We start from the raw sequence: 15,968 nt of genomic DNA on the forward strand, positions 1-15,968 counted from the left end.
GCGGGCAGCGTGATCGACATCGTGCTGGGCGTGCTGATCGGTGCGTCGGTGCTGTTCGGCTTCATCCGCGGTTTCGTCGGCACCGTGGTCGCGCTGGTGTCCTGGCTGCTGGCCGGCTGGATGGCGTTCACCTTCGGCAACGAGGCATCGCACTGGTGGGCGGCGCCCCAGCCACCCGGCACGGGTCACTATCTGGCCGGCTATCTGGGGGTGTTCGTGCTCACCGTGGTGGCGGTCGGGCTGGTCGGGCTGTTGCTGAAGGCAGCGATCAAACTGACCCTGCTGGGCGGCGTGGATCGCCTGCTGGGCGGTGCCCTGGGCCTGGTCCGCGGCCTGTTCTTCGCCAGCGTGCTGTTGCTGCTGGCCGGTTTCACCGCGTTGCCGGCTGAGCCGGCATGGCAGCAGTCGCAGGTGCGGCCGTTGCTGCAGCCGGCGGTGGCCTGGATGCAGGCCCAGCTGCCGCAGCTGGACGGCATGCTGCCACAGGCGCTGCCGCTGGACGGCCTGCTGCCGGGGGCACTGCCCTTGCCCCTGCTCGAGAATGCCCCCACCTCCTCGCAGGTATTGGGCAAGCCGGCGCCGACAGGCGATAATGGCGTTCTCAACGAGGTAGTGGCGGGCGGCGGATGGCCGCGGCCCGTGGACGTGGAGCGGGAGCCCCGGCCGGCCCCCACACTGCCCAGCAACATCGAGCCGGCGCCCGCGCGTCCGGCCCGGCCCGCGCCTGCCGCGGGCGGGACCCCAGGCCAGGCACGGCCACCTTCCTTGTAACTGGGCACAGCCCAGCGGAGACCTCGCACCATGTGTGGCATCGTCGGAATCGTCGGCAACCAGAACGTCGCCGGGCAGTTGTATGACGGCTTGACCGTCCTCCAGCATCGCGGCCAGGACGCGGCAGGCATCGCCACCGCCAACGGCAGCCGCCTGCGGGTGCAGAAGGCCAACGGCCTGGTCCGCGACGTGTTCGACGCACGCACCATGTCCACCCTGGAGGGCAGCGTCGGTATCGCCCACGTGCGGTATCCCACGGCCGGTTCGGAAGGCATGGACGAGGCCCAGCCGTTCTACGTCAATTCGCCGTATGGCATCGCCCTGGCGCACAACGGCAACCTCATCAACACCGAGGCTCTGCGCCAGCAGGTGTTCGAGCAGGACCGCCGCAACGTCAACACCGATTCGGACAGCGAAGTGCTGCTGAACGTGTTCGCCTACGAACTGGAACAGCAGCGCCAGCTCAGTCCGGAAGCCGCCATCCGCGCGGTGGCCGGCGTGCATCGTCGCTGCAAGGGCGGCTACGCGGTGGTCAGCGTGGTGCTGGGCCTGGGACTGGTTGCCTTCCGCGATCCGCATGGCATCCGTCCGCTGGTGCTGGGCAAGCGCAGCCATGCCGAGGGCGACGAGTACATCGTCGCTTCCGAATCGGCCGCACTGGACGTGCTCGGCTTCCAGCGCGTGCGCGACGTGCAGCCGGGCGAAGCGCTGGTGATCACCGCGCGTGGCGAGCTGTTCTCGGAAATCTGCGCGGAACCGGCCGAGCATACCCCGTGCATCTTCGAGTACGTGTACTTCGCCCGCCCGGATTCGATGATCGACAATGTCTCGGTGCACAAGGCGCGCATGCGCATGGGCATCAAGCTGGGCGAGAAGATCCTGCGCCTGCGCCCGGACCACGACATCGACACCATCATCCCGATTCCGGACACCTCGCGCGATGCCGCGCTGGAAATCTCCAATGTGCTTGGGGTGAAGTACCGCGAAGGCTTCATCAAGAACCGCTATATCGGCCGCACCTTCATCATGCCGGGGCAGGGTGAGCGGGTGAAGTCGGTGCGGCGCAAGCTCAACCCGATCCACCTGGAGTTCCGCAACCGGGTGGTGCTGCTGGTGGACGACTCGATCGTGCGTGGCACCACCAGCCAGCAGATCGTGCAGATGGCCCGTGATGCGGGCGCACGCAAGGTCTACCTGGCCAGTGCCGCGCCGCCGGTGCGCTTCCCGAACATCTACGGCATCGACATGCCGGCTGCCGAAGAACTGGTCGCGCACAACCGCAGCGTGGAAGAAATCGAGGCCCACCTGGGCTGCGACTGGCTGATCTACCAGGATCTGGAAGACATGGAAGCGGCCGTGAGCGAGGGCAACCCGGCACTGCGCAACTTCGACTCGTCCTGCTTCAACGGCCACTATCCCACCGGCATCGAACCGGGCTATTTCGAGCGCATCCAGCAGCTGCGTTCGGACGACGCCAAGCACAAGCGCCGCGCCTGAGGCCAAGGGCGTGGTCGAGGTGGCCGACGTCGGTGGCGACCTGCTGCGTGCCGCGCAGCAGTGCCTTGCAGAAGCCGATCCGCTGCGCAAGGTGGCCTTGACCCAGGCCCATGCCGCGGCATTCCGTGCGGGGCGGCTGAAGGTGGCGGTGGATGTGCCGCCACCGGAGCCGATCCGGATGCCGGGCAGGCCGGACCGCCTGCGGCTGGTCCATCCGCGCGAGGTGCCGCGGCGTGGCCTCGGTGGGGTGGAAGGGCGCGCCGCCTTCATCCATGCCATCGCCCACATCGAACTCAATGCGATCGATCTGGCGTGGGATGCCGTGTATCGCTTTCGTGGCCTGCCCGCAGCTTTCCATGCCGACTGGGTCAGTTGTGCCGATGACGAGTCGCGGCATTTCATGCTGTTGCGTGAGCGCCTGCTGGCCCATGGCCACGACTACGCCGACTTCCCTGCGCACAACGGCCTGTGGGAGATGTGCGAGAAGACCGCACATGACGGCCTGGCACGCATGGCGCTGGTGCCGCGCGTACTGGAGGCGCGCGGCCTGGACGTGACACCGGGCATGATCGACAAGCTGCGCAACGTCGGCGATGGCGAGACCGCGGATGTGCTGGAGATCATCCTGCGCGAGGAAGTGGCGCACGTCGCCGCAGGTTCGCGCTGGTACCGCTGGTACTGCGAACGTGCCGGCGTTGAACCGCGCGCACGCTTCAAGGCACTGCTGGTCGAGTTCGCAGGCGGTTACCTGCACGGTCCGTTCAACCTGGAAGCCCGCCTGCTGGCCGGTTTCGATGCCGATGAACTGGCCAACCTGGTCGAACAGGCCGGCTGACCGGCAACGCGGGAGCCCCTTCCCGCCCTGCGCGGGCGCGTCTCATGTGTTCGGCAGCACCACCCGCTTGCCATCCACGGTCGGGCGGTTGATGCAGAACAGGCCGGGACCGGGTCGATACGGCAGCTCGCTCACGCCGGCATCGGCCGCATAGGTCAGCGCGGTATCGCCCAGTGCGTCGAAATTCCAGTGTGCCGACTGCATCAGGTAGCGCCTGCGCAGCAGTGCTTCCTGGGCCGGGGTGAGGGCCTGGCCGGCCATCAGCCGGCGCGCGATAGGCAGCAGTGCGTCGGGCAGTTCCCAGCCGGCAACCGCGTTGGCATCTGCGCGCCAGCGTACGCCGGCGGCGATGGCCTGCTGCTGCATCACCTGCAGGGCCACCAGCTGGTAACGCCAGTCGATGCGCCGACGCAGCACCACTGCCGCGGTGACGTACAACACCGGCGACAGCAGCACGCTGCGGCTGCCGGCGCGGCGTTGCTGCTGCCACTGGTGCCAGACATCGACCCACACTTCCTTTTCGCCCAGCCCGAGCTGCTGCCGCCAGCGTTCGGCATCCGCCTGCGCCTCGGCGTACACCGTCGTGGCCTGAAGCTGTGCCAGCGGGGGGACCTGGTAGTCGGCCACGCTTGGCCGGCGCAGCTGCTGCCGGCGTGGGCGACTGAGCAGCTTCGGTCCTTCCTCTGTCTGGTTGTAGCCACCGCCGATGTTGGCGTGCACGCCGGGCAGTGCGATCTCCATGTGCGCTGCGGCCACCCGCGTGAGCGGGTAGTGCTGGCGATGTTCGTCGCGCGCGACCAGCTGCACGACACGTCCGGCGATGTCGGCGGCGAGGGCGACGCGTGGTCGCTCATCGGCTCTTCCCCCGCTTACGGCGACGACCGTGTCGAACAGGCCGATGAAGCGCAGCAGCGGCCGTGCCGGCGCGAAGCCGGCGGCGCACACCAGCCCCGCGTCCTGCAGCAGTTGCTGCCAGCGGGCCGTATCCCAGGCCTGCAAGCGGTTGGCGGCATCGCGCGCCGCCGCCGCCCCGCGCGAGTATCCGAACAGATCCAGCTGCACGGCCTGCACGGGCCTGTGCCAGCGCGCGGACACGCTGGTCAATGCTGCCGGCAACAGCTCGTTGAGCGCGCGCTCGACCTTGGCACGCACACCGCTGGCGCCGATGCCGAAGGCCAGTCCCAGCAGATCGTCTTCGGCATCATCGCGGGTGCCCACCCCTTCCACGTAGATGGCCAGCGAGGGGAACGGCAGCGTCTCCTGGCGGCTGTCCGGATACAACCGGTGCAGCCGTGCAACGTTGGTCAGGCCATTGTCGTAGCTGCTGGTCAACCGGCTCTGATAGGTCGAATCATCGTCGGCGCGCAGCACGGCAGGGCGGGGTTGCGGCACCTGGACGTGTCCGCGCGCCAGGTTGTGCGCGTTGTTGCGGGTGCCATCGAAGAACAGACCGATCCGCAGCACGGCGGCATCGTCATGGGTGTCCTGCGCTGGTGCCATGTGCATTCCCCGTCGTGGCTACGTCACGGTAGCGCGAAAGCGGTGTGTTGGCGAAGTGTAGCGACGCTGTTGACCTGACTGAACGCAGATGCGGTCGATCACAGATCCAGATTCTCATTCCGACCGCCTATTGAATTCACACGACCTGCGCAGGCCAGATGGCCGGACCCGACACAACGGGTCGTGCTGCATCACTGCTGTTCACTTCATTCAAGGAGCGACGAAATGATGTCCAGATCGATTGGCAAGACGGCGGGTGGCCTGTTGCTGGGAATGTCGGTGGTTGCGGCCGCCGGTGCTGCACCGTTGTTCGAGCCGGTGACGGTACTCAGTCGTGCATCGGCAAGCAGTGAACCTGCGCTGGGCCGGTTGCTGGCGACGCCGTCCACGGCCGCCGTGCAGGAAGTGCGGGTCGATGCCGCTGCCACCGCGCAGCCGCAGCTGGAGTTCGAGCTGCTTGGCCAGCGGGTGCAGGCGGTACGCAGCAAGGTCGAAACGCTGCCCGACGGCAGCTCTGTCTGGTACGGCCAGCTCCGCTCCGCGTCGGGCAGGCTGCAGGCGGCCACCTCCAATGGACAGGATGACCCTGGCAATTCGGTGATCCTGGTCCGCTCCGGCGACACGCTGACCGGCTCGATCCGCAAGGACGGCAAACTCTACCGGTTGCGTCCGCTCGGCAACCGCCACGTCCTGGTGGAAGTGGATGAATCGCGGATGCCGGCCGACCACCCGGCCGACTACAACCAGTTGCCGAAGATTCCGCTGCCGGCCGATGACCGCATCGGCATTGCCCAGGCGTCTTCGGGAACGCCGGCGACCATCCGCGTACTGGTGGTGGCCACCAATGCCGCCGTCGCCGCCTATGGCGGCAACATGCAGTCGCTGGTGCAGCTGGCGGTCGCCGAGTCGAACCAGGGCTACACCAACAGCAATGTCGGCCTGACGCTGCAGCTGGCCCGCTACGAGACCACCAGTTACAGCGAATCCGGCGACTTCAATACCGATCTGGCACGTTTCCGCGGCACCAGCGACGGCTACATGGACAGCATCCACAGCAGCCGCAATACCTACACGGCCGATGTCGGCGTGCTGCTGATCAACAACGCGTCGTACTGCGGCCTGGCCTCGGGCATCGGCTCAAGCGCATCCACCGCATTCGCGGCGGTGTACTGGGATTGCGCGACCGGCTACTACTCGTTCGCCCACGAGATCGGCCACCTGCAGAGCGCGCGGCACGATCTCGCCAACGATCCGAGCACGTCGCCGTACGCCTATGGCCATGGCTATCGCTATGAGCCGTCCAGCGGTACCGGCTGGCGCACCATCATGGCGTACAACTGCACCCGCAGCTGCCCGCGCCTGAATTACTGGTCCAATCCGAACATCAGCTACAACGGCATCCCGATGGGCACTGCCAGCACCGCCGACAACCAGCGCGTGCTGGTCAATACCAAGCACACCATCGCCGGCTTCCGGTAACCGGTACTCGGGGCGCACGACCCGGGGTCGTGCGCTGCCGTGGATGGACGGGCCTCAGGTCAGCGAATCCAGCGTCCAGCCCTGTGGGGTCACGCGCAGTACCGAGCCCCGCTCGTACCAGTCACCCAGAACGATGCGGGTGCAGCTGCGTCCGCCGGCCTGCAGCGCATGGATTGCAGGGCGGTGAGTGTGGCCGTGGATCATGGTGTCCACGCCGTGACGGATGAAGGTGGCCTCCACTTCGGCCGGGGCCACGTCGGTTACTGTCTCGAACTGCGCGCGGTCGCCCTGTTTCATTTCCGACTGCCGTGCCTGGCTCGCTTCACGGGCCTTCTGTGCGAAGGCAATGCGTGCGGCCAGCGGTTGCGAGAGGAACTGCGCCTGGAATGCCGGATCGCGCGTCTGCGCGCGGAACTGCTGGTAGGGAATGTCGTCGGTGCACAGCAGATCGCCGTGCTGCAGCAGCACGGCACGGCCGTACAGCTCGATCACGCAGGGGTCGGGCAGGATGCGCAGGCCGGCGCGGCGCGCGTAGTCTTCGCCAAGCAGGAAATCGCGGTTGCCGCGGATGAAGTACACCGGCACGCCGCTGTCGGCGAGCGTCCTCAACGCGTCCGCCACCGCATCGGCGGCGGGTGAGGGCGTGTCGTCGCCGATCCAGGCCTCGAACAGATCGCCCAGGATGTACAGCGCGTCCGCGCCGGGCGCCTGTTCGCGCAGGAAACGCAGGAACAGGTCGGTGATTTCCGGACGGCTCGGGTCCAGGTGCAGGTCGGAAATGAACAGCGTGGTCATGCCTGCATTCTAGGTCATCGCGGATACCGGTAGCGCCGGGCCATGGCCGGCGAGCGCATCACACCGGCAGCGGCAGCCAGGCCAGGCTGGCCGACGCCAGCAGTGCGGCGATGCCGGTGGCGGCCAGCACATCGCTGGGGTAATGCAGGCCCAGCACGACCCGCGACAGGCCCACGCCGAGGGTGAACGGCACCAGCAGCGGCGCCAGCCAGGGGTAATAGGCCAACGCCACGATGGTGAACGACACCGCGTGCAGGGTATGCCCGGACGGGAAACTGAACTCGTCCAGCGGGGCCACCCAGGCCCGGATGCGCAGATCGGCGGCATACGGGCGGGGGCGCCGGGTCCAGCGCTTGAGGCCCTTGTACAGCAGCAGCGCGGCCAGGCCGGTGGCGGCCATGTGCACCGATGCGCGCAGCCCGTCGAAGCCATCGATCGCCACCAGTACACCCATCAGCACGTACCAGAACACGCCGTCGCCAAGCCGGCTGATGATCGAGAACAGACGGCGCACGCGGCGGCGCCGGCAATAGTGGTTCGCCCGCCGGCACAGGCGTGTTTCGCTGCCGCGCAGCAGTTCAAGCGGCGTGGTGCGCATGGCCAATCCTCCGGGTGTTCGCCAGCTCGGCCAGCAGCGCATCGAACTCGGCCACCACCTGCTGCGGATGCAGCCGCTTCATCGCCCGTGCGGCCTGGCTGCCCAGTTCGCGGCGCAGCGTGTCATCGCTGGCCAGCTGCACGGCCGCTTCGACGAACTGCTCGTCGTTGTCCACGGCGGCACCGTTCTCGCCGTTGCGCAGGTACTCACGCGCCGCGCCGTAATCGAAGGCCACCGTGGCCAGGCCGCTGGCCATGCTTTCCAGGGTCACGTTGCCGAAGGTCTCGCTGCGGCTGGGGAACAGGAACAGATCGCCGCTGGCGAAATGGCGGGCCAGCGCTTCGCCGCGCTGGATGCCGCAGAAGATGAAGTCGGGGTTCTCATGCGCCAGCTTCTCCCGTGCGGGCCCGTCGCCGACCCAGACGAAGCGTGCCTTCGGCCGTATCTGCTGCAGGCGGCGGAACGCCTTCACGGCCAGTCCGAGGTTCTTCTCGGCGGCGATGCGGCCAACGTAGATCGCTGCCAGGCCATTGCCGTCGATGCCCCATTCCTCGCGCAGGGTGGGGTCACGCCGGCCCGGGTCGAACTGCTGGCTGTCGACCGCGCGGGCCAGCAGCCGGACGCGCTCGAAGCCCTGTTCGGCAAGGAACTGTTGGAGCTCGCGGGTGGGCACGAGGGTGGCGTCGGCCTGGTTGTGGAAGCGGCGCATCCAGCGCATCGCGGCGGCCTGCAGCCAGGCGACCCCGTAGTCGGGCAGATACTCGTCGAAGCGGGTGTGAAAGCCACTGGCTACCGGGATGCCGAGGCGCCGCGCGGTACGCAGCGCCGACCAGCCCAGCGGGCCTTCGGTAGCGACATAGATCGCATCCGGGCGCTGCTGCTGCCAGTGGCGACCGAGCCGGATCGGGGCCGGCAGGCCGAACCGCAACCCGGGATAGCGGGGCAGGGCGGCGCCGGGAACCAGCAGGGTACCGGGAGCGGAATCCAGCGCTTCACTGGCCTGGCGTGGCCGGATCAGGTCGATCTCGTGCCCGGCCGTCCGCAGGCCCTGTTCCAGTCCCTGCACGGTCAGTGCGACGCCGTTGACTTCCGGCGGATACGTCTCGGTGACGATGGCATAGCGCATGGCGGGCCTCCGGTTTCCCGGCATGCTCGGGCCTGGCGATGTAGCCGACATGACGGCTTGGCGACACAGGCATGACAGACGCGCAGGAGTGCCGGCGGCGGGGCCGGGGCCAGAAAAAACCACGGCCCCGAAGGGCCGTGGTCGTGGAGCGTCGCAGTGCGATCGATCAGAAGCGCTGCTGGTACTTCATGTAGATGAAACGACCGATGTCGTAGCCACCGTAGTACGAGAACGCGGAGTTCGGCTTGCTGTACATGATCGGGCCGGACTTCTCGAACACGTTGTTGGCGCCGACGGCGACGGTCGCATCCCACGGCAGGTTGTAGCGGAACTGCACGTCGTGGAAGGTCACCGAACCACGCTCGTTGTAGTTGCGCGAGCCCTTGTACCACGGTGCATACACGCCCGGATCCGAGCACTCGTCCGGATACAGACCGATGTTGGAGCAGGTCTCCTTCACGCCCGAGTAGTAGCGCGCGGTCCAGGTCACCCCGAAGTCACCCAGATCGTAGCCCAGCGCCAGGTTGGAGCGGACGCGGAAGGCGCTGCCGATGCCGTTGGTGACGATCGGAACGATCGAGCTGTCGTTCGAGGTGCGGTAGGTCGCACTGGACACGTAGGTGGTGGCCGAATTCACGTTGAACTTGCCGAACCGGGTGTCCAGACGGTAGCTCACATCCAGGTCGTAACCTTCGGTTTCCATGAAGCCCGCATTGCGGTTGCCGAACTTCAGGTTGGTCACGATGCCGGTCACCGGGTCACGCTGGAAGCGCGTGCAGCGCGAATCGATGCCTGCTTCGTAGCAGTCCTGCAGGATCTGGGTCGGCGTATCGGCAATGATCGTGTTGTCGATGCGGATCTTCCACCAGTCCAGCGAGGCGTTGAAGCCCTGGATGAAGCTCGGGCTCCAGACCAGGCCCAGCGTCTTGCTGGTCGAGGTTTCCGGAGTCAGCTGCGGATTGGAGCCGGAGGTGAATGGCACCGGCGTGGCATCGGTGGAGGTGTTCACCGGAGTGCCGCCCTGGCGCAGCTGGCGGAAGGTATCGGCATTGGCGATGTCACGCGCGCAACGCGCACGGACTTCGGCGCTGGAGGCCGAGGAACCGAAGCGGGTGTCGCACGGATCGCTGAACTGCGCGAAGGTCTCGGAGCCACCACCGAACAGATCGTTGATGGTCGGGGCGCGGAAGCCCTCCGCCCAGGTGCCGCGCACCATCAGCGAGTCGATCGGCTTCCACTTGAAGCCGAACTTGCTGTTGAGGGTGTTGCCGAAGGTGTTGTAGTCCGAGAAACGGGTAGCACCGTTGAAGCTCAGTTCCTTCGCGCCCGGCAGATCGGCCAGCACCGGAACGTTCACTTCCAGGTAGGCTTCATTGACGGTGTAGTCGCCACCGGTCGGGCCAGCCGCGAGGTTGGTGGTGGCGCCGGTCTGGGCCAGGGCATCCGGGGTGTACTTGCCTTCTTCCTTGCGGCTTTCCACGCCGAAGGCGAAGCCGAGGTCACCGGCCGGCAGGGTCACGATGCTGCCCGCGATGCTGGCGAAGAAGTTCTTGGAGGTGGTGCGGCCCTTGGTGATCTCATCCGGGAACAGCCACGCCTGCAGTTCTTCGTTGCCATAGATGCCATCGGCAGCGGTGGTGCCGTACGGAACCAGCGGGTTCCACGGCTTGCAGACGTCGTAGGAGATCGGAGCAGCGGCAGTGCCGCACTGCACCTTGCCGGTGGCAGCGTTGAAGAAGGACGGACCTACGCCGGCCGCGACGCGACCCTTGTGCAGGTTGCCGGTCGCCACCGATTCCAGCTCGTTGCGGTTGTACTGGTAGCCCACTTCCCAGTCGAAGTAGCGCTCGCCGATGTCGAACGAGCCGTCGAACGAGGCCACCGCGCGGTAGGTCTTCAGCTCGCTGGTGGTCACGCGCGGCACTTCCCAGGTGCGGCGGTTCCAGGCCACCGCAGTCGGGGTGGCGAAGCCGTGCTGGTTGCCGAACGGGTTGAAGTAGCTGTCGATCGACATGGAGCCGACACCGGCGGTGCTCGACTGCAGCGGATAGCCCGCGATCTGGCGGGTGGACTCGCGCTGGTTGTAGCCCAGCTCGGTGCGGAAGTTGACGTTGTCGGTGATCTTGAACCGGCCGTCGAAGTAGATCGAGTCGCGCTTGACCGGGTACATCACGTGCATCTGGTCGTTGGCGTTGCTCACGTCACCGGTGAAGGGCGTGGAGCTGGTGAGGTGGTAATTGGCCGGATTGGTCGGGTCCGTGCCACGGTTGAGCGAGTAGCCACAGCCTGCCGGAGGCGTCGCATTGCAGCCGGGACCGCGCACGCCGGTGAACTGGCCGTACTGGCTGATGGTGGTCCAGTTGCTGCTGTCGTTCGGGTGGCGATCGGTCATGCCGTACTGGCTGAAGCCGCGGTCACGTGCCCACACGCCCTTCTCTTCTGCATGCTCGGCCGACAGGGTCAGCGAGATGCGGTCGTTGTTCCAGCCGGCGACCACGTCGAAGCGGTCGCGCGCGCCGTCGCCCTCGCTGTACTGGCCGTGGTAGACGTTGGCGGTCACGCCGGTGACGTTGGAGCGGGTGATGATGTTGACCACGCCGGCCATGGCATCCGAACCATAGATCGCAGAAGCGCCGTCCTTCAGCACCTCGATGCGCTCCACTGCCGACACCGGCAGGGAGGAAACGTCCTGGTAGCCGGACGTGCTGATGCCCAGGCGCTTGCCGTTGACCAGCACCAGCGTGCGCTGCGTGCCCAGGTTGCGCATGTCGATGTAGGTGCCGCCCGCGTTCTCGCCTGCGGTCAGCGCGTTGGCGCGGCTGATTGCCGGGCTGCCCATCGCGGTGACGTTCTGCAGGATGTCGGCAACCGAGCTGAAGCCCTGGCGCTCGATATCGTTGCGGCTGATCGCGAACACCGGCTGGGCGGTTTCCACGTCGACCTGACGGATACGCGAACCGGTGATCTCGATACGGTCCAGGTTGGTCGGCGAAGCAGTGCTTTCGCTCTGGGCGAACGCGGGCAGTGCCGCCAGCGTTGCAGTGGTAGCCAGGGCATAGCGGATCGCCTGCCCCAGGGCGGTGGTGCGTGAAGTCATACGAGCTCTCTCTCTCTCAGGTCGTGCAACGGACGCCAAAAAGGGCGTCGAAGAAGCCGGAAGGTCGTGCGACCGGACCAGCAACCCGATAGTAGTCTCGTTGGTTAATGCTGTGTAAAGAGGGCGTGTCGAACAAATTAACGCTTTGTCACAAATCTTCACAAAACATGAACAAAAGCAATCGCTTACGATGCCGTCGCGGATGGACCCCCAACGACGGGCTGACGCGATGCAACAGGAAAAGCCGCCAGATTGCGCAAAGTGTCACCGAATGTAACGCCGAGGCGCGCGTATTCAGGCAACGAAGGGACGGAACTGGATGCCGAGGCCGGCGATGCCGTCGGTCTCGCCGATCAGGTCGGCGCGCAGCAGCGGCCGGGCGTCGATGAACGCCTGCGGCACGATCAGCGACAACCGGTTGTCATCGGCGGTCAGTTCCAGCGGCGGCAGCGGAGCGTCCTCATGGGCACGGTTGAGCAGCACCGCCAGGCGCAGCAGCGCGGCCAGCCGCCGCGCGGTCAGTAGCAGGCGCTCGGGCAGGGCGTCGAACGCGGTCTTGCCCACGCTGCGGCGATGGCTGCGGACCAGGGCCGCCAGCATCTGCTGCTCCTGCCGCGAGAAGCCGGCGATGTCCGAGTGTTCCAGCACGTAGCTGCCATGCACGTGATAGCCGCTGTGGGCGATCATCAGCCCCAGCTCATGCAGGCGTGCCGCCCAGCCGAGCATGCGGGCATCGTCAGCGTCGAGCTTCCAGCGTTCCTGTACCTGCTCCAGCAGCGACAGGGCGGTGTCCTGCACGCGGTCGGCCTGGACGGTGTCGATGCCGTAACGGTGAGTGAGCGCAGCGACCGATTCGTCGCGCAGGTCGTTCTCGCCGGCACGGCCGACGATGTCGTAAAGGATGCCTTCGCGCATCGCGGCCTTGCTGACCAGCAGCTTCTGCAGGCCCAATGCCTGGAAGGCCGCCTCCAGCACCAGGATGCCGCCCGCGATGATCGGGCGGCGATCGCTGGACAGGCCCGGCAGCACGATGTCGTCGATCTTCTTGGCCTTGAGCAGCTCGTCGCGCAGCTGTGGCAGGGCTTCGGCGGTGATCGCCCCCTTGCTCAGCTTCATCGTCGCGCAGATCTCGCTGATCGCCTTGTGGGTGCCCGAAGAACCCAGTGCCTCCTGCCAGCCCAGCGCACGGTACTTGCTGGCGAAGGGCTGGAACTCGCGACCGATCTCGGCCAGTGCATCCTTCCAGCGCTTCTTGCTGAGCTTGCCGCCCGGAAAGAAGCGGCGGGTGCTGGCAATGCAGCCGGCCTGCAGGCTCTCGCGCTCGAGGGTCTGCATGCCCATGCCGATGATGAACTCGGTCGAGCCACCGCCGATGTCGATCACCAGCCGGCGCTCGCCCGGTTTGGGCGGCTGGGCATGGGCGACGCCCAGGTAGATCAGGCGCGCCTCCTCGCGGCCGCTCACCACTTCGATGGCATGGCCAAGCGCGGTTTCGGCGGGAACCAGGAACGACTGCGGTGAACGCAGCTGGCGCACGGTATTGGTGGCCAGTGCACGCACGCGGTGCGACGGGACATTGCGGATGCGCTGGCCGAAGCGGGCCAGGCATTCCAGTGCGCGTTGCCGTGCCGCAGCCGACAGGCCCCCCTTGCCATCCAGACCGTCGGCCATGCGCACGGTTTCGCGCAGGCGGTCGATCACCCGCAGCTGGCCGAGCGTGTAGCGCGCGATGACCATGTGGAAACTGTTGGAGCCAAGGTCGATGGCGGCCAGCAGGTCGCCATCCTGCAATGCGGGCGGAGTCGTGGTGGTATGCGGCATGGGCGAATGTTAGCCGAAGGGGCGGTGTGCTCGTCACCGCATGGCCTTCACATTTTGTCGGGGGGCGTTCGGTAGTGCCGGCCGCTGGCCGGCAAGGTCAACGTCAACGTCAAAATCGGGTTTTCTGAGGGATGGCGGGGTGGGTCCGGTTGAGGGGGACGCCGTAAACCCATCCATGGGGGCTTGGTCGCGGCATCCATGCCGCTCACACCCCCTCAACCGGACCCACCCCGCCTTCGACAGTTGGCCGCGGTCTGCCGGAACGACACGGGGTCGGATCCCGTTGCTGCGCAACGGGCTCTGACCCCGGTGTTCTAGATTGGACGCATTGTGCCGACCAAGGCCGGCACCTACCGGGTCAGAGACCCTGCATCAACGCCATCTGCGCCGAATGCGGGGCCTCGTCGTGGGCCGGGGCACGCTTGTGATAGATGCCATCGGCATCCAGTTCCCAGGCGTTGAGGTTGTCGTCCAGGTAGTTCTGCAGGACTTCGCGGTAGACCCGCTTGGCCAGCGTCGGATCCAGGATCGGGAAGCAGGTCTCGACCCGCCGCAGCAGGTTGCGCTCCAGCCAGTCGGCGCTCGCGCAGTACAGTTCGGGCGCACCATCGTTGCCGAACCAGTAGACCCGGCTGTGTTCCAGGAAGCGGCCGACGATGGAGCGGACACGGATGTTGTCGGACACGCCCGGGACGCCGGGACGCAGGGTGCAGGCGCCACGGATGATCAGGTCGATCTGCACTCCGGCCTGCGAGGCGGCGTACAGCGCGCGGATTACCTGGGCCTCGTTGAGGGCGTTCATCTTGGCGATGATGCGTGCCGGGCGGCCCGCGGCCGCGATGCGCGTCTCGCGCTCGATCCGCGCCAGGATGCCGGTATGCAGGGTGAAGGGCGACTGCAGCAGGCGCTTGAGCTTCATCTTCGAGGCCAGCCCGGACAGCTGCTGGAACAGCAGGTGCACATCATTGCCGATGTCCGCATCAGCGGTGATCAGGCTGATGTCGGTGTACGCGCGCGCCGTACCGCTGTGGTAGTTGCCGGTGCCCAGGTGCACGTAACGGCGCAGCTTGCGGCCTTCGCGACGCACGATCAGCAGCATCTTGGCATGGGTCTTGTAGCCGACCACGCCATACACCACCTGTACGCCGGCTTCCTGCAGGCGATCGGCCAGCCCGAGGTTGGCCTCTTCATCGAAGCGTGCGCGCAGCTCGACCACCACGGTCACATCCTTGCCGGCACGTGCAGCCTGGATCAGCGCATCGACGATCAGCGAATCCTTGCCCGTGCGGTACAGGGTCTGCTTGATCGCCAGCACGTTCGGATCCAGCGCCGCCTGGCGGATCAGGTCGAGGACCGCGGCGAACGCATCGAAGGGATGGTGCAGCAGCAGGTCCTGGCGCGCCACGGTCTCGAAGATGCCATCGGTGTCGCGCAGCGTGCGCGGCGTCATCGGCGGATATTTCAGGTCTGGCTGCGCGATGAGGTCGTACAGCTGGATGATGCGGTTGAGGTTGACCGGGCCATCGATGCGATACACCGCGTTCTCGGTCAGGCCGAAGTTCTGCAGCAGGGTACGCACGATCTCGCGCGGCATGTCATGGGCGATTTCCAGCCGCACCGCCGGCCGGTAGCCGCGGTCGACCAGTTCATCGCGCAGTGCCAGCGCCAGGTTCTCCACTTCCTCCTCGTCCACCACCAGCTCGGAATTGCGGGTCACGCGGAACTGGTAGGCGCCCTGGACTTCCATGCCCGGGAACAGTTCATCCACGAAGGTGGACAGCACCGAGGACAGGAACACGAAGTTCTGCGAGCCACCGAGTTTTTCCGGCAGCTGGATGATGCGCGGCAGCGAGCGCGGTGCGCGCACGATGGCCAGGTGGCCGGCGCGGCCGAATGCATCGGTGCCCTTCAGCACGACGACGATGTTCAGCGACTTGTTGAGGATCTTCGGGAACGGATGCACCGGATCCAGGCCCAGCGGCGACAGCACCGGCATGATCTCGTTGCGGAAGTAGGCCCGCAGCCAGCGCTTCTGCCGATGGTTCCACGAATGGCGGCCGAGCACGCCGATGCCGGCATCCATCAGGGCCGGGCGCAGTGTCTCGTTCCAGCAGCGGTACTGCTGGTCCACCAGTTCGGCGGCGCGTTCATGGATGGCGTTGAGGATGGCCTGCGGGCTCATCCCGTCCGGAGCCGGCGGCAGGCCGTATTCCTGCGCGTGGCGGACAGCGGCGGCCCGGATCTCGAAGAACTCGTCGAGGTTGGTGCAGGAGATGCACATGAAGCGCAGGCGCTCCAGCAGGGGCACCTGCGGGTCCATGGCCTGGGCCAGCACGCGGAAGTTGAAATCCAGCTGCGACAGTTCGCGGTTGATGTACAGCGCCGGATCGCGCAGCGGATCGTTGTCCGGGCTCACGGGGAGAGGGAGGGATCCGAGGCTGCTCATGGC

The 15,968-nt window shown here is 66.7% G+C and carries 11 protein-coding genes; 4 read left to right on the forward strand and 7 right to left on the reverse strand.

Annotation, left to right across the window (positions count from 1 at the left end; translation table 11 throughout):
- Nucleotides 1–9 precede the first annotated feature (9 nt).
- From ACZLIF_RS04050 to ACZLIF_RS04060, 3 genes are read left to right on the forward strand one after another with little or no spacing between them, the layout of a single operon-like run.
- Nucleotides 10–771 carry a CvpA family protein gene (locus ACZLIF_RS04050; RefSeq protein WP_053519448.1) on the forward strand — a complete coding sequence of 254 codons (762 nt, stop codon included), beginning with the start codon at nucleotides 10–12 and terminating at the stop codon, nucleotides 769–771.
- Nucleotides 772–801: 30 nt separating this feature from the next.
- Nucleotides 802–2,268, forward strand: a complete 1,467-nt coding sequence (gene purF, locus ACZLIF_RS04055) for an amidophosphoribosyltransferase (protein ID WP_065175938.1) — start codon at nucleotides 802–804, stop codon at nucleotides 2,266–2,268.
- Between the two features lie 10 nt (nucleotides 2,269–2,278).
- A complete protein-coding gene (locus tag ACZLIF_RS04060) occupies nucleotides 2,279–3,103 on the forward strand; it encodes a ferritin-like domain-containing protein (RefSeq protein WP_128989473.1) in 825 nt (274 codons plus the stop codon).
- Between the two features lie 42 nt (nucleotides 3,104–3,145).
- On the opposite strand, the gene ACZLIF_RS04065 is transcribed toward ACZLIF_RS04060, so the two are convergent.
- The gene (locus tag ACZLIF_RS04065) at nucleotides 3,146–4,603 is read right to left on the reverse strand and encodes a DUF2235 domain-containing protein (protein WP_478462344.1); all 1,458 of its coding nucleotides are present in this window, start codon (nucleotides 4,601–4,603) and stop codon (nucleotides 3,146–3,148) included.
- A 225-nt stretch (nucleotides 4,604–4,828) separates the two neighbouring features.
- Here ACZLIF_RS04065 and ACZLIF_RS04070 point away from each other — a divergent pair, with 225 nt between their 5' ends.
- Entirely contained in the window at nucleotides 4,829–6,082 is a 1,254-nt protein-coding gene (locus tag ACZLIF_RS04070) for a M12 family metallo-peptidase (protein WP_128989475.1), read from the forward strand.
- A 54-nt stretch (nucleotides 6,083–6,136) separates the two neighbouring features.
- Here the strand turns inward: ACZLIF_RS04070 and lpxH are convergent, their stop codons facing one another.
- From lpxH to ppk1, 6 genes are all read right to left on the reverse strand, one after another.
- The gene (gene lpxH, locus ACZLIF_RS04075) at nucleotides 6,137–6,877 is read right to left on the reverse strand and encodes a UDP-2,3-diacylglucosamine diphosphatase (protein WP_128989477.1); all 741 of its coding nucleotides are present in this window, start codon (nucleotides 6,875–6,877) and stop codon (nucleotides 6,137–6,139) included.
- A gap of 58 nt (nucleotides 6,878–6,935) precedes the next feature.
- Nucleotides 6,936–7,475 carry a phosphatase PAP2 family protein gene (locus tag ACZLIF_RS04080; protein WP_053519442.1) on the reverse strand — a complete coding sequence of 180 codons (540 nt, stop codon included), beginning with the start codon at nucleotides 7,473–7,475 and terminating at the stop codon, nucleotides 6,936–6,938.
- Nucleotides 7,456–8,601, reverse strand: a complete 1,146-nt coding sequence (locus ACZLIF_RS04085; RefSeq protein ID WP_111186886.1) for a glycosyltransferase family 4 protein — start codon at nucleotides 8,599–8,601, stop codon at nucleotides 7,456–7,458. The genes ACZLIF_RS04080 and ACZLIF_RS04085 overlap by 20 nt, the downstream gene beginning before the upstream one ends.
- A 166-nt stretch (nucleotides 8,602–8,767) precedes the next feature.
- Complete coding sequence (locus ACZLIF_RS04090; protein WP_128989479.1) at nucleotides 8,768–11,698, reverse strand: TonB-dependent receptor domain-containing protein; 2,931 nt, start codon at nucleotides 11,696–11,698, stop codon at nucleotides 8,768–8,770.
- Between the two features lie 294 nt (nucleotides 11,699–11,992).
- Nucleotides 11,993–13,519 carry an exopolyphosphatase gene (ppx, locus tag ACZLIF_RS04095; RefSeq protein ID WP_053519439.1) on the reverse strand — a complete coding sequence of 509 codons (1,527 nt, stop codon included), beginning with the start codon at nucleotides 13,517–13,519 and terminating at the stop codon, nucleotides 11,993–11,995.
- Nucleotides 13,520–13,877: 358 nt separating this feature from the next.
- A complete protein-coding gene (gene ppk1 / locus ACZLIF_RS04100) occupies nucleotides 13,878–15,965 on the reverse strand; it encodes a polyphosphate kinase 1 (protein WP_053519438.1) in 2,088 nt (695 codons plus the stop codon).
- Nucleotides 15,966–15,968 lie beyond the last annotated feature (3 nt).

The sequence above is a fragment of the Stenotrophomonas sp. 2201_Sma genome, from assembly GCF_056486685.1.

Coding starts and splice junctions, on each gene's coding strand:
- purF (WP_065175938.1), top strand. CDS start 802: ATGTGTGGCATCGTCGGAATCGTCGGCAACCAGAACGTCGCCGGGCAG.
- ACZLIF_RS04065 (WP_478462344.1), bottom strand. CDS start 4,603: ATGGCACCAGCGCAGGACACCCATGACGATGCCGCCGTGCTGCGGATC.
- ACZLIF_RS04070 (WP_128989475.1), top strand. CDS start 4,829: ATGATGTCCAGATCGATTGGCAAGACGGCGGGTGGCCTGTTGCTGGGA.
- lpxH (WP_128989477.1), bottom strand. CDS start 6,877: ATGACCACGCTGTTCATTTCCGACCTGCACCTGGACCCGAGCCGTCCG.
- ACZLIF_RS04080 (WP_053519442.1), bottom strand. CDS start 7,475: ATGCGCACCACGCCGCTTGAACTGCTGCGCGGCAGCGAAACACGCCTG.
- ACZLIF_RS04085 (WP_111186886.1), bottom strand. CDS start 8,601: ATGCGCTATGCCATCGTCACCGAGACGTATCCGCCGGAAGTCAACGGC.
- ACZLIF_RS04090 (WP_128989479.1), bottom strand. CDS start 11,698: ATGACTTCACGCACCACCGCCCTGGGGCAGGCGATCCGCTATGCCCTG.
- ppx (WP_053519439.1), bottom strand. CDS start 13,519: ATGCCGCATACCACCACGACTCCGCCCGCATTGCAGGATGGCGACCTG.
- ppk1 (WP_053519438.1), bottom strand. CDS start 15,965: ATGAGCAGCCTCGGATCCCTCCCTCTCCCCGTGAGCCCGGACAACGAT.